Origin of the sequence: Bradyrhizobium embrapense (genome assembly GCF_001189235.2) — a bacterium.
Lineage (GTDB): Bacteria > Pseudomonadota > Alphaproteobacteria > Rhizobiales > Xanthobacteraceae > Bradyrhizobium > Bradyrhizobium embrapense.
This window is the reverse complement of sequence record NZ_LFIP02000004.1, coordinates 90,156-105,550: the sequence shown is the minus strand read 5'-3', so window position 1 is coordinate 105,550 and position 15,395 is coordinate 90,156. Positions and strand designations below refer to the sequence as shown.

Sequence of the window (15,395 nt, the reverse complement as noted above, 5' to 3'; positions counted from 1 at the left end):
GCGGCAAGGGGAATCGAAGGGGGATCGATGTTCAACCGTCGAACATTGCTCGGCGGTGGCCTGGCGAGCGCTGCGGTCGCAGGGATTTCAACGCGTGGGGTTGCCGACAACGCCGCATTCCTCGATGCACCCGCGCTGCGGCCGGTCCTTGCGCGTCCGGACCGGATGTTTCGTGTCACCGTATGCCTGCGTCCGTTCCGCGCCTCGGGTCCGCGCATCGAAGCGGAATGGATCGACAGTAAATATGTCGTGCACAACTACGGCCACGGCGGCAGCGGCTGGTCGCTGTCCTGGGGCGCCGCGCAAGAGGCCGTGCCGCTCGCCCTGCAATTGAGCGCGCGCAACATCGCCGTGCTCGGCGCCGGCGCGATCGGTCTGACGACCGCGATCACGGCCCAGAGGATGGGCGCGACCGTCACGATCTACGCCAGGGAGCGCTTCCCCCAGGTGCGCTCGGCACGTGCGACCGGGGACTGGTCGCCGGACTCGCGGATCGCGATGGAAGCGGACGTCGCGCCTGATTTTGCCGACCGCTGGGAGCGGATGGCGCGCGCGACCTTTGCCACCCACCAAAGCTATCTGGGCCTTGCCGGCAATCCGATCGAATGGACCGATCGCTATCTGCTCTCCGACGATGCGCCGGACGCCGATGGCCGTCCGCACCGGCGTCAGCATGCCGCCGGGGAGGGTCAGAAGAAATTCCTCGAGCTGCGCGGCCGGATCAGGTCGCTCACGCCGCGATGGGAGTTGCTGGCCGCCGGATCAAATCCGTTTCCCGCGCCATACGCCTGGAAGAGCGCCTCGCTCACCTACAATGTCACGGATCTCTACCGTCAGCTCGAAGCGGAGTTTCAGCGCGCCGGCGGGGTGTTCGTACCGATCGAGTTGCACACCCCGTCCGAACTTTCGAAGATCCGCGAAACCGTCATCGTCAACTGTACCGGCTATGGTGCCCGTGCGTTGTTTCATGACGAGAGCATCGTTCCGGTGCGCGGCCAGATCGCCTGGCTCATTCCCCAGCCGGATGTCAATTACGGCGTCTTCTACCGTAACCTCAGCGTCCTCGGCCGGCGCGACGGCATCGTCGTGCAGCCGGTCGGCGAGAACGACTATTTCGGCTTCAACGACGACAACGAAACCCCGGATATCGCCGCCGCGCGCCAGGCAGTGGACGACGCCGCGAAACTGTTCAGCCGGGCCTGACCGGCCGGCACGGCACCTCGCGATCTCCCGAAATGTGACGATGCCGTGACGCGACCGCACTCGACCGCGCCTGCGACGTGCCGCCGCACTTTCCGTTTGAAATCTGCGCCGCCTTGGTTCATTGCGCTGCCGGACGCAAAGCCGAGGCCGATCGATGCAGGACACCGAAACCATCACCCACGACACGATCGCCGGCCGGGACGGGGATCTCGCTCACGCCCGGGCGCCGGAGATCGTCGATGCCCTCAATGCCCGGGAGCCGGCGGATGCGGCGAAGCTGCTGCAATCGCTGCCGGCCGAGAAGGCGATCGAGGTGCTCGACCTGCCCGGGCTCGACAACACCTGCGAGATCCTCGCCGAGTTGCCGCAGGACGCGGCCGTGTCGCTGCTGTCAGGCGTCTCCGACGACCGCGCCGCCGACATCTTCAAGGAACTGGTCGAGCCGCTGCGCACCACGCTGCTGAACGGCCTCAATCCGGATACCCGCAACGTCATCTCCGGGCTGTTGGCCTATCCCGAGCGCAGCGCCGGCAGCATAATGACCACCGAGTTCGTGAGCGTGCCGTCGAACTGGACCATCGCCGAGGTGCTGCATCACATCCGGATGGTCGAGCGCACCCGCGAGACCGTCTACTCGATCTTCGTGATCGACCCGGTCAAGAAGACCCTGATCCAGGCCGTGCCGTTGCGCCGCCTGATTTCGGCCGATCCGCACGCCAATGTGCTGACCGCGGCGCCGGCACGGAAGCCGCTGATGATCGCGCCCGAGGCCGACCGCATGGAGGCGGCGCGGTTGATCTCGCGCTACGACCTGCTCGCGGTCGCTGTCGTCGACGGCCCCGGCCATATCCTCGGCATCGTCACGGTGGACGACGTCATCGACGCCATCGTCGAGGAATCGACGGAGGACGCCCAGAAGTTCGGCGGCATGGAAGCGATCGACGAGCCATACTTGCGGATCGGTTTCGGCGAGATGATCAAGAAGCGCGCCGGCTGGCTGTGCGCGCTGTTCCTGTCGGAAATGCTGACTGCAACTGCGATGCAGTCGTACCAGAGCGAGCTCGAGAAGGCGATCGTGCTGACGCTGTTCATCCCGCTGATCATGAGCTCCGGCGGCAACTCAGGCTCGCAGGCAACCTCGCTGCTGATCCGTTCGCTGGCGCTCCACGAGGTGCGGCTGCGCGACTGGTGGCGCGTCGCCATCCGCGAACTGCCGACCGGCATCATGCTCGGCTCCATTCTCGGCCTGATCGGCATCATCAGGATCACGCTCTGGCAGACCCTCGGCCTGTTCGACTACGGACCACATTGGGCGCTGGTGGCCGCTACCGTCGGCGGCGCCCTGATCGGCATCGTCACCTTTGGATCGCTGTGCGGCTCGATGCTGCCGTTCATCCTCAAGCGCATCGGCTTCGATCCGGCCAGCGCCTCCGCGCCGTTCGTTGCGACGCTGGTCGACGTCACCGGCCTTGTGATCTATTTCGGCGTAGCGGCAGTCATTTTGCGCGGGACGTTGTTGTGAGGCGAGGGCTTCGCCGGTCGATGACTGGCGCGGTCCTGATATCGTCAACCTATCGATAGATCACACGGTATGGGTCCCTGCTTTCGCAGGGACGACAGCGGCGGCGGCGGTCTTTGCCTCATTCCACAGCGCGTCCATCTCTTCCAGCGACGCGTCGTCGAGTGAACGTCCCTTCGCAGCCAGCGCCTGCTCGATGTACGCAAACCGCAGCTCGAACTTGGCGTTGGTCGCGCGCAGCGCAGTTTCCGGATCGGCATCGACGTGGCGGGCGAGGTTGACCAGTGCGAACATCAGGTCGCCGGTCTCTTCCGCAATCTCCGCCTTGTCGTTGCGGTCGAGCGCGGCCTCGATCTCGTCGGCTTCCTCGCGGATCTTGGCGAGCACGGCGCGCGGGTCGTTCCAATCGAAGCCGACCGTGGACGCCTTGCGCTGCAGCTCCATCGCACGCGTCAGGGCTGGAAGGCCTGCCTTCACGCTGGCCAGCAGGGATGTGTGCGCGGTCTCCTCCGGCGTCCGCCGCGCGGCGCGCTCGGCCTTTTCCTCGGCTTTGATACGCTCCCAGGCGCTCTTGACGCCGGCCGGCTGGATGTTGCCATCCTTGTCGGCAAAGACGTGCGGATGGCGGCGGATCATCTTCTTCGTGATCGCCTCGACCACGTCGCCAAACGCAAAGGCGTTCTGCTCTTCGGCCATCCTGGCGTGATAGACCACCTGCAGCAGCAGGTCGCCGAGCTCCTCGCGCAGATCGTCGAGATCGCCGCGCGTGATCGCATCGGCAACCTCATAGGCTTCCTCGATGGTGTAGGGCGCAATGGTCTCAAAGTTCTGGATGAGATCCCAGGGGCAGCCGGTCACCGGCGTGCGCAGCGCGGCCATGATCTCGATCAGGCGGGAAATGTCGCGGGAAGGGGTCATGGGACACCAGCACGAGTGGGGTTTTGGGTTTATGCCAAAACGTCGCCGCTGATCCCAGCAAAACACGCCGGAAACAGGGCACTGTCCACGGATTGGCCGCGGCATCATCAGGTGCTAAATCGCGTTCCATGACCGATCAGACCAATTCCGACACCGCGCTGGTGCTGTTTTCCGGCGGCCAGGATTCCACCACCTGCCTTGCCTGGGCGTTGGACCGCTTCGCGCGCGTCGAAATGCTCGGCTTCACCTACGGCCAGCGCCATGCGATCGAGCTCGATTGCCGCGACCGGTTGCTGGACGGCATCAGGGCGCTGCGGCCGGACTGGGCAGCAAAGCTCGGCGACAGCCATACACTCGCGATCCCGACGCTGTCGGAGATATCAGACACCGCGCTGACCCGCGACGTCGCCATCGAAATGGGCGCCGACGGCCTGCCGAACACCTTCGTGCCCGGCCGCAACCTCGTGTTCCTCACCTTCGCCGGGGCACTGGCCTATCGGCGCGGCATCCGCCACATCATCGGCGGCATGTGCGAGACCGATTATTCCGGCTATCCGGATTGCCGCGACGAGACCATCAAGGCGTTGCAGTCCGCGCTCAGCCTCGGAATGGCGAGGGACTTCGAACTGAACACGCCGCTGATGTGGCTCGACAAGGCCGCGACCTGGCGGCTCGCGCACGAGCTCGGAGGGGTAGGGCTGGTCGACCTGATCCGCGAGCATTCGCACACATGCTATCTCGGCGAACGCGGCGCGCAGCACGATTGGGGTTATGGCTGCGGCGAATGCCCCGCGTGCAGCCTGCGGGCCAAGGGCTGGCGGGAGTACGTCGCGCAGGGCAGCCCGTAACCGTGGGCCGATCGCCGTCCGCAGGGGCGCACTGCCAAAATATCGAAAACAACCCCATGCACAGTAGCCGGGGGCTGCCGGCGTTCGACGCGGGTGACTGTCCGTAGCGGGTGACTGTCCGTAGCGGGTGACTGTCCGTAGCGGGTGACTTGACACGTCGGGCAACTCAGCGGTAATCTTCTATTATTCCGAAAATGGTGATGTAGCAAATTCAGTGTCGTCCCGGCGAAGGGGAAAGAGCCCCCGCACCACATTGAACCGCTACTCGAAATCCTTGGCCGTCAACACGATCGGCTGGCCGTGCGGGGTACGGTCGGCGGCGTGGCCCCAGGCGTCGCGGTAGCGATGCAGGGTCTCATGCGTCGTGACGCCCTTGGCGGCGACGAGATGTTCGAGCGTCGCCAGCCAATGCTGGTAGTAGGTCTCGCCGGTGTCGGGATCGCCGGCCGCCTGTGCACGCTTGATCTGATCGGCAAGCGCCGCAGCCCATTCGGGCCAGGTGAACACGCCGCGATCATGCAGCGTCAATGCCATGGCGAAGGCCTGCGCCTCCCACGGCGCGCGGAACACCGGACCGTCCTGATCGCGGGGAATGCTGGACACGGCGCTGGTCGCGCGCGCGGCGGCGCCGGCATCCATCAGACCGCCTCCAGATACGGTTCGAACGCGTCGATCGAAACCTTGATGGCTGGGTCAGAGTCCGGTCCCCACAATTCGCGTCCATCGAACACGACGGTGTACAGCCATTGCGGATGCTCGCCGGCATCGTTGGCCACCGTATCGGGGAACACGTGACAGCCATGATCGCGCTCGACCACGCCGACATGCCCTCGGACGTAGCGCGGCAGCCGCGTGTGGGTGGCAGGATGGATGTTCTTCGCCCGCACGCGATCGCCGGCCTTGAATTTCGCCGGCGCCGGGGCGGGGCGGCCGAACTTGCCGCGCACCATGATGCGCTCGACATCGGGAATCGAAAACTTGCCGTGCTTGAGCGATTTCGCCGGCGCCACGGAATGACCGGCCGCGATGTCGTCCTTGGAGATATAGCCCTTGTCGAGCAGCAGCGCTTCCAGCCCGAGCAGCCATTTCCTGTAATAGGAGCTCGACAGATAGACCTGCGGGGGGAGGGTCTCGCGATAGAAGCGCGAGGCGTCGATGTTGAAGGCGCCGGCGGCGCCCATCGCGCGGACCATGGCAAGCACCCGCGACTCCCATTCCTGATGGAACATCGGCTCGTTCGGCTCGGGCTCGACCTTGCCGAACCCGTCCATGCCGCCCATGTCGTGGACGCCGTTCACGATGGGGCTCCCGGGGTCTTCGGGAAGCCGGTGCCGATCATGGAATCGCGCGTCACGAGGTCGGCGAGCTGTTCTTCGCTCCAGCCCTCGGTGCCTGCGGGCCGCATCGGCAGCACCAGGAAGCGTGTTTCAGCCGTCGAATCCCAGACCCGGATTTCCGTCTCCTTCGGCAGGCTGACGCCGAAATCGGCCAGCACGCCGCGCGGATCCTTGACCGCGCGCGAGCGATACGGCGAGGCCTTGTACCAGACCGGCGGCAGACCAAGCATCTCCCAGGGGTAACAGGAGCATAGGGTGCAGACGACCATGTTGTGACGGCCGGGCGTGTTCTCGATCGCGACCAGATGGTCGCCGACCCGGCTGACATGGCCGAGGGTGCCGACCGCCTTGCTGGCGTCCTCGAGCAGCGCCTTCTTGAAGGCGGGATCGCTCCAGGCCTTGGCGACGACCCGGGCGCCGTTATGCGGGCCGATCTTGGTCTCGTAGGCCTGCACGATGGCGTCGAGCGCCGCAGCCTCGACATAGCCCTTTTCGGTCAGGATCGATTCCAGCGCGCGCACGCGCAGTTCGGTCTCCGACAGTTCGGAATGGTCGTGATCGTGGTGGTGATGATCATGTTCGCTCATGCCTACAGAATAGGCGAAATCGCCGTGCTATGTCGAGGCAAGCAGTACACAACAATGCGAGCAGGGAGGTATGCGTGGTTGACGATGTGAACGGTCGCGCCACGGCCTCACCGCGCGCTTCAGGGTACGATGACAGGTGCGCCTAGCGCTTGGTGATGCGATCACGGCCGGCGAGGTCGGCCTCCCAGCCGAACACCGAGCGGCCGTCGAGATCAGGCGAACGCGAGCGCTCGCTGGCGACGTAGGCGTCGAAGGACGGGCCCGTCGCAGTGCGCTCGAGCCTGCGGGCCTGGTCATCCAGGCGCTTCAGCGCCTGCAGCTCCTCGTCGCGGCCGAGCTTGGCCTGCATCACTGCCGATTTCAGCACTCCGATGGTCTCGTCATAGACCTTGATCGGCACCGGAAACGGATGACGGTCCTTGCCGCCATGCGCCAGCGAGAAGCGTGCCGGATCGCGGAAACGGTACGGCGTGCCGTGGACGACCTCGGCGACCATCGCGAGCGACTCCACGGTGCGGGCGCCGACGCCGGGCGTCAGCAGCAGTTCGGGGAAGTCCAGCGGTCCGCGCTCCGCGGCCGCGGCGAGGGTGCCGTGCAGGCGGCGGATGAAGACATCGCTCGAGCGCACGTCGTGATGGGCGGGCATGATCAGGTGCAACAGGTCGCCTTGCGCCTCGACCTGCTCGGTCAGTTCGGCATACTCACGCGCGATGCCGTCGGGACCGAGGCCGGCGAGCAGATCGAGCTGGGCTTGGCGCGAGGCATCGGCGCGGTGGTCGGTCAGATTGACGATCTCGCCCTGCGATGGACCGTCGATCGCGCTGTGCGGCTCGTCGACGAAGCTGCGCAGCCCCTCGGAATGCCAGTGATAGCGCCGCGCTTGCCGCTTGCTGTCGCTCATGCCTTGCTGGACCACGGTCCATTTGCCGTCCACGGTGACGAAGAAACCGTGCAGATAGAGCTCGAAACTATCCTGGACCGCGGCGCTGTCGACCTTGGCGACCAGACGGCTGGCGCGGGTGAGGGCAACCCCATCGAAGCCGGTCCGCTCGCCCAGCGCCATCAGCTCGTCCGGCGTGCGCCGCGAATGCTTGCCGCGGCCGCCGCAGACATAGATGCCGAGCTCGTCCTGCATTGGCGCGAGCCCGCGCTTCAGCGCGCCAATCACGCTCGTGGTGATCCCCGACGAATGCCAGTCCATGCCCATCACGGCGCCGAACGACTGGAACCAGAACGGATGCGAGAGCCGCTGCAGGAATGCGTCGCGGCCGTAGTGATGGACCACCGCCTGCGTGATGATCGCGCCCAGGGTCGCCATGCGCTCCGCCAGCCATGGCGGCACGCGGCCACCATGGAGAGGCAGATCGGCGCTGCCGGTACGTCGGGCCATCGTCGGCAAGCCTCCAAGGAGCGAGAGTCGGGGGCAGACTAACAGGCAAAGCCATTGGCCGTTGCGGATTCCCGCATAAGACCGGCACACAAGATGGAGTTCTTAAGGTTCTTCTGGAAAGGTTCCGCTCACAAAAAAGCGCGAAATCCCCCATAAGAGTGCCGGAACGGGGTGTTTCTCACATAAGATTGCCACGTCTTCCGAAGAAGCTTGGAAAATCCGAAATCATGATCATGGACCCTGGAATTGCCGATGCCGACGCGATGGGCAAGGGCGCTCTGCCTGGGCTTCGGTCGCGGTTCCTCAACCGCCGGGCGTTTCTATTCGGCTCCGCTGCCGGTCTTGCCGCATTCGGCCTGACCGGTTGTGCATCGGACTACATGAGCCTAGCCGAGGCTGAGAAAGTCTACGGGCCCGTGCCTGACGAGAAATTCCCGATCCCTGCGGTCGATGTCAGCAAGGTCAAACCGCAATATTTTCGCAAGACAGTGCGCTACGACAGCGCCGAGGCTGCCGGTACGATCATCATCGATCCCGGCAAGTACTATGTTTACCGCATCGAAGGCGAGGGCAACGCGACCCGCTATGGCGCCAATGTCGGCCGCGATGGCTTCCGCTGGAGCGGCGAGGCTTATGTCGGGCGCAAAGCCGAATGGCCTACCTGGACGCCGCCCAAGGAGATGATCGCGCGCCAGCCGGAAGCGGGCAAATATGCTCGCGGCATGCCGGGAGGTCTCGACAATCCACTCGGTGCCCGCGTGCTCTATCTCTATCAGAACGGGGCGTACACGCTTTACACGATCTATAGCACCAGCGACCCCGAGACCATCGGCAACGGCATTACGAGCGGCTGCACCGGTCTCCTCAGTCAGGACATGATCGACCTCTATTCGCGAACGCCGCTGAAGACCAAGGTGATCGTGCTGCCGGCATAGGCCAACGCCGTCGGCGGCCCAGCGCTGGCTCGGACAGCGCACAGGCGAGGGCCGCTGCCAGAACGGCTCGCTTCATCGCGAATGTCCTCAGGCCGCTTCGGCGTTGATGGCGCTGACGGCGAGCTTGGTGAGGGCTTCATCCGTCTTCTTTTCTTCGGCCAACGTCTGGTCGATGAGCTTGACGGCATCCTTCATGCTGAGCTTGGTGGCCCATGCCTTCAGTGTGCCGTAACGTGCGATCTCGTAATGCTCGACCGCCTGCGCCGCGGAGACCAGGCCCGGATCGAGCGCTGGAGTGTCGGCGTACTCCTCCATGATCTCCTTGCCTTCGTCGAGGATACCCTCGATGGCGTCGCATTTCTTGCCACGCGCCGGCTTGCCCATCAGATCGAAGATCTGCTCCAGCCGATCGATCTGCCCTTCGGTCTCGTCATGATGCTTCTCGAATGCGGCACGCAGCTGGTCCGACCCGGCGGCCTTGGCCATGCGTGGCAGCGCCTTGAGGATCTGCTTTTCGGCGTAGTAGATGTCCTTGAGGGTATCGAGGAAGAGGGCGCTGAGGTCTTTCTCCGACATTGGTGGCTCCGTGAGTTTGGGTGATCCGTACCCAACAACAGGCACTCTGCAACCTCGTTCCTATCTGCGACGGTTCACCCGCGGATCGCGATTGCGTAGCTTTGCCGCAAGCCTTTCAAGGAACGAAGCGTCGGCGCGTCTGTTGGACAGTCTCACCTTTCAACGGAGAACCGCGATGGATTGGAATCGTGTCGAAGGCAACTGGAAGCAGGTCAAGGGCAAGGTCAAGGAGCAGTGGGGCAAGCTGACCGATGACGACCTCGATGTCATTGCCGGCAAGCAGGATCAACTCGAAGGCCGTCTGCAGCAGCGCTACGGCTATGCCAAGGATCAAGCCACGAAGGAAGTGAATGATTGGTACAGCCGCCAGAAATGGTGACCGCTGCGGCATTCGGGGCCCCGCTTGAGCGGGGCCTTTTGCTTTGCGTGGTTTGGAACGGGTGCGAATGGGAAACGTTGAAGAGTTGCCGTCGTCGACGTTAAGCGAGGGCATGCATGCCGATCACGGTCCGACCGACCCAGCCCGATATTGCCATTGCGCGCGCTATCGCGCGGAGCACCACCCCGCCAACAGAACGCGCCGCGTCAATCCTGACGTGGGCCGCGGACGAGCATATCGTCTGCGCCGTGGCACTTGGATGGTGGCTATGGTGTCGGGGCAAGCCCGAGCCGCGGCGCCGGGCGAGTGACCATCTTCTGGTCACGGCGTTGACCGCATCCCTGGTTCCGCATCTGCTCAAATTGGTCTTCAACCAGAAGCGGCCGGACCGGCTCACCGTCGTTGGTCATCTACACGGCATTCCAATCTCAGGCAGGGCCGAGGACTCGTTTCCGTCAGGGCATGCAATTCAGGTCGGCGCCATCAGCTCGGCGGCGAGCCAGCTTCCCGAGGGCCAGCGCGGGATCGTCCGGGCGCTCGGCGCTTGTCTCATATCGACGCGCGTGCTGTTGCTGGCGCATTGGGCCAGTGACGTCGTCGTGGGATCGGCGATCGGGGTTTTGCTCGAGCGGTCGATCCGATGCGTCACGGGGTACGGGCGGCCGGAGCAGGTCTGACACGACCGATCAGCTCAGGTCCGAGTCACAAAATCCATCAGGTCGAGCCAGAGCGAAGCAATGGGATAGCGGCCGGGCGCTTGGCGGCCGCTCCCATATCCATAATTCGCATAAGGTATATTATGGAATATTTATATCTCCAATTAGATCAGATATTTAGTGGGAAATCTTCGCACCAGCCCGCAGCTTGGCGGCTGTCGGGGCTTGTCTCGATCGCTGCTCCGGCTGGTCCAGCCGCGATAGCAATCCACGCCCCACGCGTCTCGGCAGAAAGCCGATATTGCCGCGGCGTACGGACGCTGCAATAAGCGCCAGCTGTGCAGAGATCGCTGGTGACCCCGCGGCATCAGGTCCGTATAGGATTGGCATCTCAGAACAACAACAAGCCTCTCGAGGGAGCAAACCCAATGAGCTTTTCACGACGCACGCTGCTGAAGGCCTCCGCCGCTTCCGCCGTCCTGGGCGGAATTGGCGCGCCGTATGTCGCGCGCGCCCAGTCGGCCGAGTTCTCGTACAAGTTCGCCAACAACCTGCCGGAGTCGCATCCGTTCGTGGCGCGCGCCCGGGAGATGGCCGCGGCGATCAAGACCGAGACCAACGGCCGGTTCGACCTGCAGGTGTTTCCGAACAGCCAGCTCGGCTCCGATACCGACATGCTGAGCCAGGTGCGCTCGGGCGGCGTCGAGTTCTTCACGCTGTCCGGCCTGATCCTGGCGACCCTGGTGCCGGCCGCCTCGATCAACGGCATCGGCTTCGCATTCCCGGACTATCCCACGGTCTGGAAGGCCATGGATGGCGAGCTCGGCGCCTATGTGCGCGGCGAAATCAACAAGGCCGGCCTCGAGGTCATGGACAAGATCTGGGACAACGGCTTCCGCCAGACCACGTCGTCGACCAAGCCGATCACCGGTCCTGACGACCTCAAGGGCTTCAAGATCCGCGTGCCGGTGTCGCCGCTGTGGACCTCGATGTTCAAGGCGTTCGATGCATCGCCCGCCTCGATCAATTTCAGCGAGGTCTATTCGGCGCTGCAGACCAAGATCGTCGAAGGCCAGGAAAACCCGCTGGCGCTGATCTCGGCGGCGAAGCTGTACGAGGTGCAGAAGTACTGCTCGCTGACCAACCACATGTGGGACGGCTTCTGGTTCCTGATGAACCGCCGTGCCTGGGCGGCGCTGCCGGACGATATCAAGGCCATCGTCGCCAAGAACGTCAACGCGGCCGCCGTCAAGGAGCGCGAGGACACCGAGAAGCTCAACGCCACCGTGAAGCAGGAGCTCACCGGCAAGGGCCTCGTGTTCAACCAGCCCGAGGTCGGACCGTTCCGCGACAAGCTCCGCGCTGCCGGCTTCTACGCCGAGTGGAAGAGCAAGTACGGCGAGAAGGCCTGGGATCTGCTCGAGAAGTCAGTCGGCAAACTGTCCTGATCGATCACGCGGGAGGCTTGCCAGGAGGATTGCCATGGCTCATGTCGAGATGACGCCGGCCGTGGCCGGCGAGGCGGCGTCACAGCCCCCTCGCCGCCGCTCCGTTCTCGGTTCCATCGACGCTGCGCTCGGCTGGGTGGTCGAAATCCCGGCGGCGATCCTCGTCGTCGCCGAGGTCGTGATCCTGTTCGCCGGCGTGGTGTCGCGTTACGTGCTGCATGCGCCGCTGATCTGGTCCGACGAGCTGGCGTCGATCCTGTTTCTGTGGCTCGCGATGCTGGGATCGGCGGTCGCGTTCCGCCGCGGCGAGCACATGCGGATGACGGCATTGGTCGCAAGCGCCGGGCCGAAGTTGTGGGCCTATCTCGACGTGGTCGCGACCTGCGCCGCGCTGGCGTTCCTGATCCTGATCGTGCGGCCGGCCTATGAATACGCCTACGAAGAGAGCTTCATCACGACGCCGGCGCTGCAGATATCCAACACCTGGCGCGCGGCGGCGCTGCCGGTCGGCACCTGTCTGATGGGGCTGTTCGCGCTGCTGCGGCTGGCGCGGGTCGGCGATTTCAAGACCTTCCTGCTGGCGGCGCTGACCGTCGTCGCGCTGATCGGCGTATTCTGGCTGGCGCAGCCGATGCTGCGGCCGCTCGGCAACCTCAATTTGATCATCTTCTTCGTCGGCGTGGTCGGCTTCTGCGTGTTCGCCGGCGTGCCGATCGGCTTTGCCTTCGGCATGGCGATCTTCGGCTATCTGGCGCTGACGACGCGGACTCCGTTGATGGTGCTGGTCGGCCGGATGGACGAGGGCATGAGCCATCTGATCCTGCTGTCGGTGCCGCTGTTCGTCTTCCTCGGCCTCTTGATCGAGATGACAGGCATGGCACGCGCGATGGTCGCGTTCCTGGCGAGCCTGCTCGGCCATGTCCGTGGCGGCCTGCATTACGTGCTGGTCGGCGCCATGTACCTGGTCTCCGGCATCTCCGGATCGAAGGCCGCCGACATGGCCGCTGTCGCGCCCGTGCTGTTCCCCGAAATGAAGCAGCGCGGCGCGAGGCCAGGCGATCTGGTCGCGCTGCTCGCCGCGACCGGCGCCCAGACCGAAACCATTCCGCCGAGCCTCGTGCTGATCACCATCGGCTCGGTCACCGGCGTCTCGATCTCGGCGCTGTTCACCGGCGGCCTGCTGCCGGGCGTGGTGCTGGCGATCACGCTGTCGGCGCTGGTGTGGTGGCGCTACCGCGGCGAAGACCTCAGCCACGTCCAGCGCGCCTCCGGCGGCGAGATCGGCAAGGCGCTGGTGTTCGCCTTGCCCGCATTGGCGCTGCCCTTCGTGATCCGCTACGCCGTGGTCGAAGGTATCGCGACCGCCACCGAAGTCTCCACCATCGGCATCGTCTATGCCTTCCTCATCGGCCTTCTGATCTACCGCAAGCTCAACTGGCGGCGGCTGGTGCCGATGCTGATCGACACCGCGTGCCTGTCGGGCGCGATCCTCTTCATCATCGGCACGGCGACCGGCATGGCCTGGGGCCTGACCCAGTCCGGCTTCTCGCGGGCGCTGGCGGCGGCGATGACCGGGCTGCCGGGCGGTTCGGCAGCCTTCATCGCGGTCTCGATCCTGGCTTTCGTGATCCTCGGCAGCGTGCTGGAGGGCATTCCGGCGATCGTGCTGTTCGGGCCGCTGCTGTTTCCGATTGCGCGCCAGGTCGGCGTCCACGAGGTGCACTACGCCATGATCATCATCCTGGCGATGGGCATCGGACTGTTCGCGCCGCCGTTCGGCGTCGGTTACTATGCCGCCTGCGCTATCGGGCGCGTCGATCCGGCCGAGGGTATAAGGCCGATCTGGGGTTACATGCTGGCGCTGTTGATCGGCCTGATCATCGTTGCCATCTTCCCCTGGATATCGATCGGTTTCCTTTAAAGCACCTTGCGGATGGGATAGAGCCATGAGTGCAGCCCAGAACCAGTACTCGATCGGGCTCGACAAGACGCCCGCCAACTACGTGCCGCTGACGCCGCTGAGCTTCCTGGCGCGCTCGGCCGCGGTCTATCCCGACCACGTCAGCGCGGTCTACGAGGGCCGCAGCTTCACCTGGAAACAGACCTTTGAGCGCTGCAAGCGCTTTGCGTCCTATCTCGCAGGCCACGGCATCGGCCATGGCGACACCGTCGCGGCGATGCTGCCGAACGTCCCGGCGATGAATGAATTGCATTTCGCGGTGCCGATGACCGGCGCGGTGCTGAACGCGCTCAACATCCGGCTCGACGCGGCGTCGATCGCGTTCCAGCTCGACCATGGCGGCGCCAGGATCATCCTGGTCGATCCCGAATTCTCCGGCGTGATCGCGGAGGCGTTGACGCTGATGCAGGGCGCAAAGCCGTTCGTGATCGACGTCGACGATGCCACCTTCGCCGGCGGCAAGCGGATCGGCGAGATCGAGTATGAGGCCGCGGTTGCGCAAGGCGATCCGGCTTTCGCCGAGCGGCCGCCGGCCGACGAATGGGACGCGATCGCGCTGAGCTACACGTCGGGCACGACAGGCAATCCGAAGGGCGTCGTGACCCATCACCGCGGCGCGTATCTGAACGCCGTCAGCAACATTCTCGCCGGCAATCTCGGCCAGCATCCGGTCTATCTCTGGACGCTGCCGATGTTCCACTGCAACGGCTGGTGCTTCCCGTGGACCATCGCGGCGACCGCCGGCGTCAATGTCTGCCTGCGCAAGGTGGACCCGGCGAAGATCTTCGAGCTGATCCCGAAGCACGGCGTCACCCACATGTGCGGCGCGCCGATCGTCTACAACACGCTGATCAATGCGCCCGATGCGCCGAAGGGCGGCAAGGCAAAACCCGTCGTCGGCCTGATCGCGGGCGCGGCACCGCCGGTTGCCGTGCTGGAAGGCGCCGAGCGCATCGGCATCAAGCTGACCCATGTCTATGGGCTGACCGAGGTCTACGGCCCCGCCTCGGTCTGCGCCGAGCAGCCCGGCTGGGATGAACTCTCGGCCGATGCCCGTGCGCAGCTGAAGCGCCGCCAGGGCGTGGCCTATCCGCTGCAGGAAGGCGTCACGGTGCTCGATCCCGAGACCATGCGCGAGGTGCCGCGCGACGGCGAGACCATCGGCGAGGTCATGTTCCGCGGCAACATCGTGATGAAGGGCTATCTGAAGAACGAGAAGGCGACGCAGGAAGCCTTTGCCGGCGGCTGGTTTCACACCGGCGATCTCGGCGTGCTCGATGAGCACGGCTACGTCATCATCAAGGACCGCTCCAAGGACATCATCATCTCCGGCGGCGAGAACGTCTCCTCCGTCGAGGTCGAGGATATCCTCTACAAGCACCCCGCGGTGCTGTTCGCTGCGGTGGTGGCAAAACCCGATCCGAAATGGGGCGAAGTGCCCTGCGCCTTCATCGAGCTGAAGGACGGCGCCAAGGCGACCGAGGCCGAGATCATCGCCTATTGCCGCGAGCACATGTCGGGCTTCAAGACGCCGAAATCGGTGGTGTTCGGCGTGATCCCGAAGACATCGACGGGCAAGATCCAGAAGTTCCTGCTGCGCAACACGGTCGGATCGGCCAAGGCGATCTCGGCCTGAGTT

At 64.7% G+C, this 15,395-nt stretch carries 15 protein-coding genes; 9 read left to right on the top strand and 6 right to left on the bottom strand.

Going from position 1 to position 15,395, the window contains the following annotated elements:
* Window positions 1-27: 27 nt before the first annotated feature.
* Window positions 28-1,203, top strand: a complete 1,176-nt coding sequence (locus AKN83_RS19345; RefSeq protein WP_050404524.1) for an FAD-dependent oxidoreductase — start codon at window positions 28-30, stop codon at window positions 1,201-1,203.
* Window positions 1,204-1,357: 154 nt separating this feature from the next.
* Complete coding sequence (gene mgtE / locus AKN83_RS19340; protein WP_050404523.1) at window positions 1,358-2,725, top strand: magnesium transporter; 1,368 nt, start codon at window positions 1,358-1,360, stop codon at window positions 2,723-2,725.
* Window positions 2,726-2,785: 60 nt separating this feature from the next.
* Here the strand turns inward: mgtE and mazG are convergent, their stop codons facing one another.
* Entirely contained in the window at window positions 2,786-3,640 is an 855-nt protein-coding gene (mazG, locus tag AKN83_RS19335; RefSeq protein WP_050404522.1) for a nucleoside triphosphate pyrophosphohydrolase, read from the bottom strand.
* Between the two features lie 128 nt (window positions 3,641-3,768).
* On the opposite strand from mazG, the gene queC reads away from it, so the two are divergent.
* Window positions 3,769-4,488 carry a 7-cyano-7-deazaguanine synthase QueC gene (gene queC, locus AKN83_RS19330; protein WP_050404521.1) on the top strand — a complete coding sequence of 240 codons (720 nt, stop codon included), beginning with the start codon at window positions 3,769-3,771 and terminating at the stop codon, window positions 4,486-4,488.
* A gap of 261 nt (window positions 4,489-4,749) precedes the next feature.
* On the opposite strand, the gene AKN83_RS19325 is transcribed toward queC, so the two are convergent.
* The 4 genes from AKN83_RS19325 to AKN83_RS19310 form a co-directional block, all read right to left on the bottom strand.
* The gene (locus AKN83_RS19325) at window positions 4,750-5,127 is read right to left on the bottom strand and encodes a nitrile hydratase accessory protein (protein WP_050404520.1); all 378 of its coding nucleotides are present in this window, start codon (window positions 5,125-5,127) and stop codon (window positions 4,750-4,752) included.
* On the bottom strand, window positions 5,127-5,786 hold the full coding sequence (nthB, locus tag AKN83_RS19320; protein WP_050404519.1) for a nitrile hydratase subunit beta: 660 nt from the start codon (window positions 5,784-5,786) through the stop codon (window positions 5,127-5,129). The genes AKN83_RS19325 and nthB overlap by 1 nt, the downstream gene beginning before the upstream one ends.
* The gene (nthA, locus tag AKN83_RS19315; RefSeq protein WP_050404518.1) at window positions 5,783-6,412 is read right to left on the bottom strand and encodes a nitrile hydratase subunit alpha; all 630 of its coding nucleotides are present in this window, start codon (window positions 6,410-6,412) and stop codon (window positions 5,783-5,785) included. The genes nthB and nthA overlap by 4 nt, the downstream gene beginning before the upstream one ends.
* Window positions 6,413-6,554: 142 nt before the next feature.
* Window positions 6,555-7,802: a DUF763 domain-containing protein gene (locus AKN83_RS19310; RefSeq protein ID WP_050404517.1), complete on the bottom strand. Its 1,248-nt coding sequence runs from the start codon at window positions 7,800-7,802 to the stop codon at window positions 6,555-6,557.
* Between the two features lie 227 nt (window positions 7,803-8,029).
* Here AKN83_RS19310 and AKN83_RS19305 point away from each other — a divergent pair, with 227 nt between their 5' ends.
* Window positions 8,030-8,737 (top strand): L,D-transpeptidase, encoded by a 708-nt coding sequence (locus tag AKN83_RS19305; protein WP_050404516.1) that lies wholly within the window; start codon window positions 8,030-8,032, stop codon window positions 8,735-8,737.
* Between the two features lie 87 nt (window positions 8,738-8,824).
* On the opposite strand, the gene AKN83_RS19300 is transcribed toward AKN83_RS19305, so the two are convergent.
* On the bottom strand, window positions 8,825-9,313 hold the full coding sequence (locus AKN83_RS19300; protein WP_050404515.1) for a YciE/YciF ferroxidase family protein: 489 nt from the start codon (window positions 9,311-9,313) through the stop codon (window positions 8,825-8,827).
* Between the two features lie 175 nt (window positions 9,314-9,488).
* Here AKN83_RS19300 and AKN83_RS19295 point away from each other — a divergent pair, with 175 nt between their 5' ends.
* The 5 genes from AKN83_RS19295 (at window position 9,489) to AKN83_RS19275 (ending at window position 15,392) form a co-directional block, all read left to right on the top strand.
* Window positions 9,489-9,692, top strand: a complete 204-nt coding sequence (locus AKN83_RS19295; protein WP_050404514.1) for a CsbD family protein — start codon at window positions 9,489-9,491, stop codon at window positions 9,690-9,692.
* Window positions 9,693-9,808: 116 nt separating this feature from the next.
* Window positions 9,809-10,369 (top strand): phosphatase PAP2 family protein, encoded by a 561-nt coding sequence (locus AKN83_RS19290; RefSeq protein ID WP_050404513.1) that lies wholly within the window; start codon window positions 9,809-9,811, stop codon window positions 10,367-10,369.
* Between the two features lie 407 nt (window positions 10,370-10,776).
* Complete coding sequence (locus AKN83_RS19285) at window positions 10,777-11,796, top strand: TRAP transporter substrate-binding protein (RefSeq protein WP_050404512.1); 1,020 nt, start codon at window positions 10,777-10,779, stop codon at window positions 11,794-11,796.
* Window positions 11,797-11,830: 34 nt separating this feature from the next.
* Window positions 11,831-13,717, top strand: a complete 1,887-nt coding sequence (locus AKN83_RS19280; protein ID WP_050404511.1) for a TRAP transporter large permease — start codon at window positions 11,831-11,833, stop codon at window positions 13,715-13,717.
* A 25-nt stretch (window positions 13,718-13,742) separates the two neighbouring features.
* Window positions 13,743-15,392, top strand: coding sequence for an acyl-CoA synthetase (locus tag AKN83_RS19275; protein ID WP_050404510.1), 1,650 nt, complete (start codon window positions 13,743-13,745; stop codon window positions 15,390-15,392).
* The last annotated feature ends 3 nt before the right edge of the window (window positions 15,393-15,395 follow it).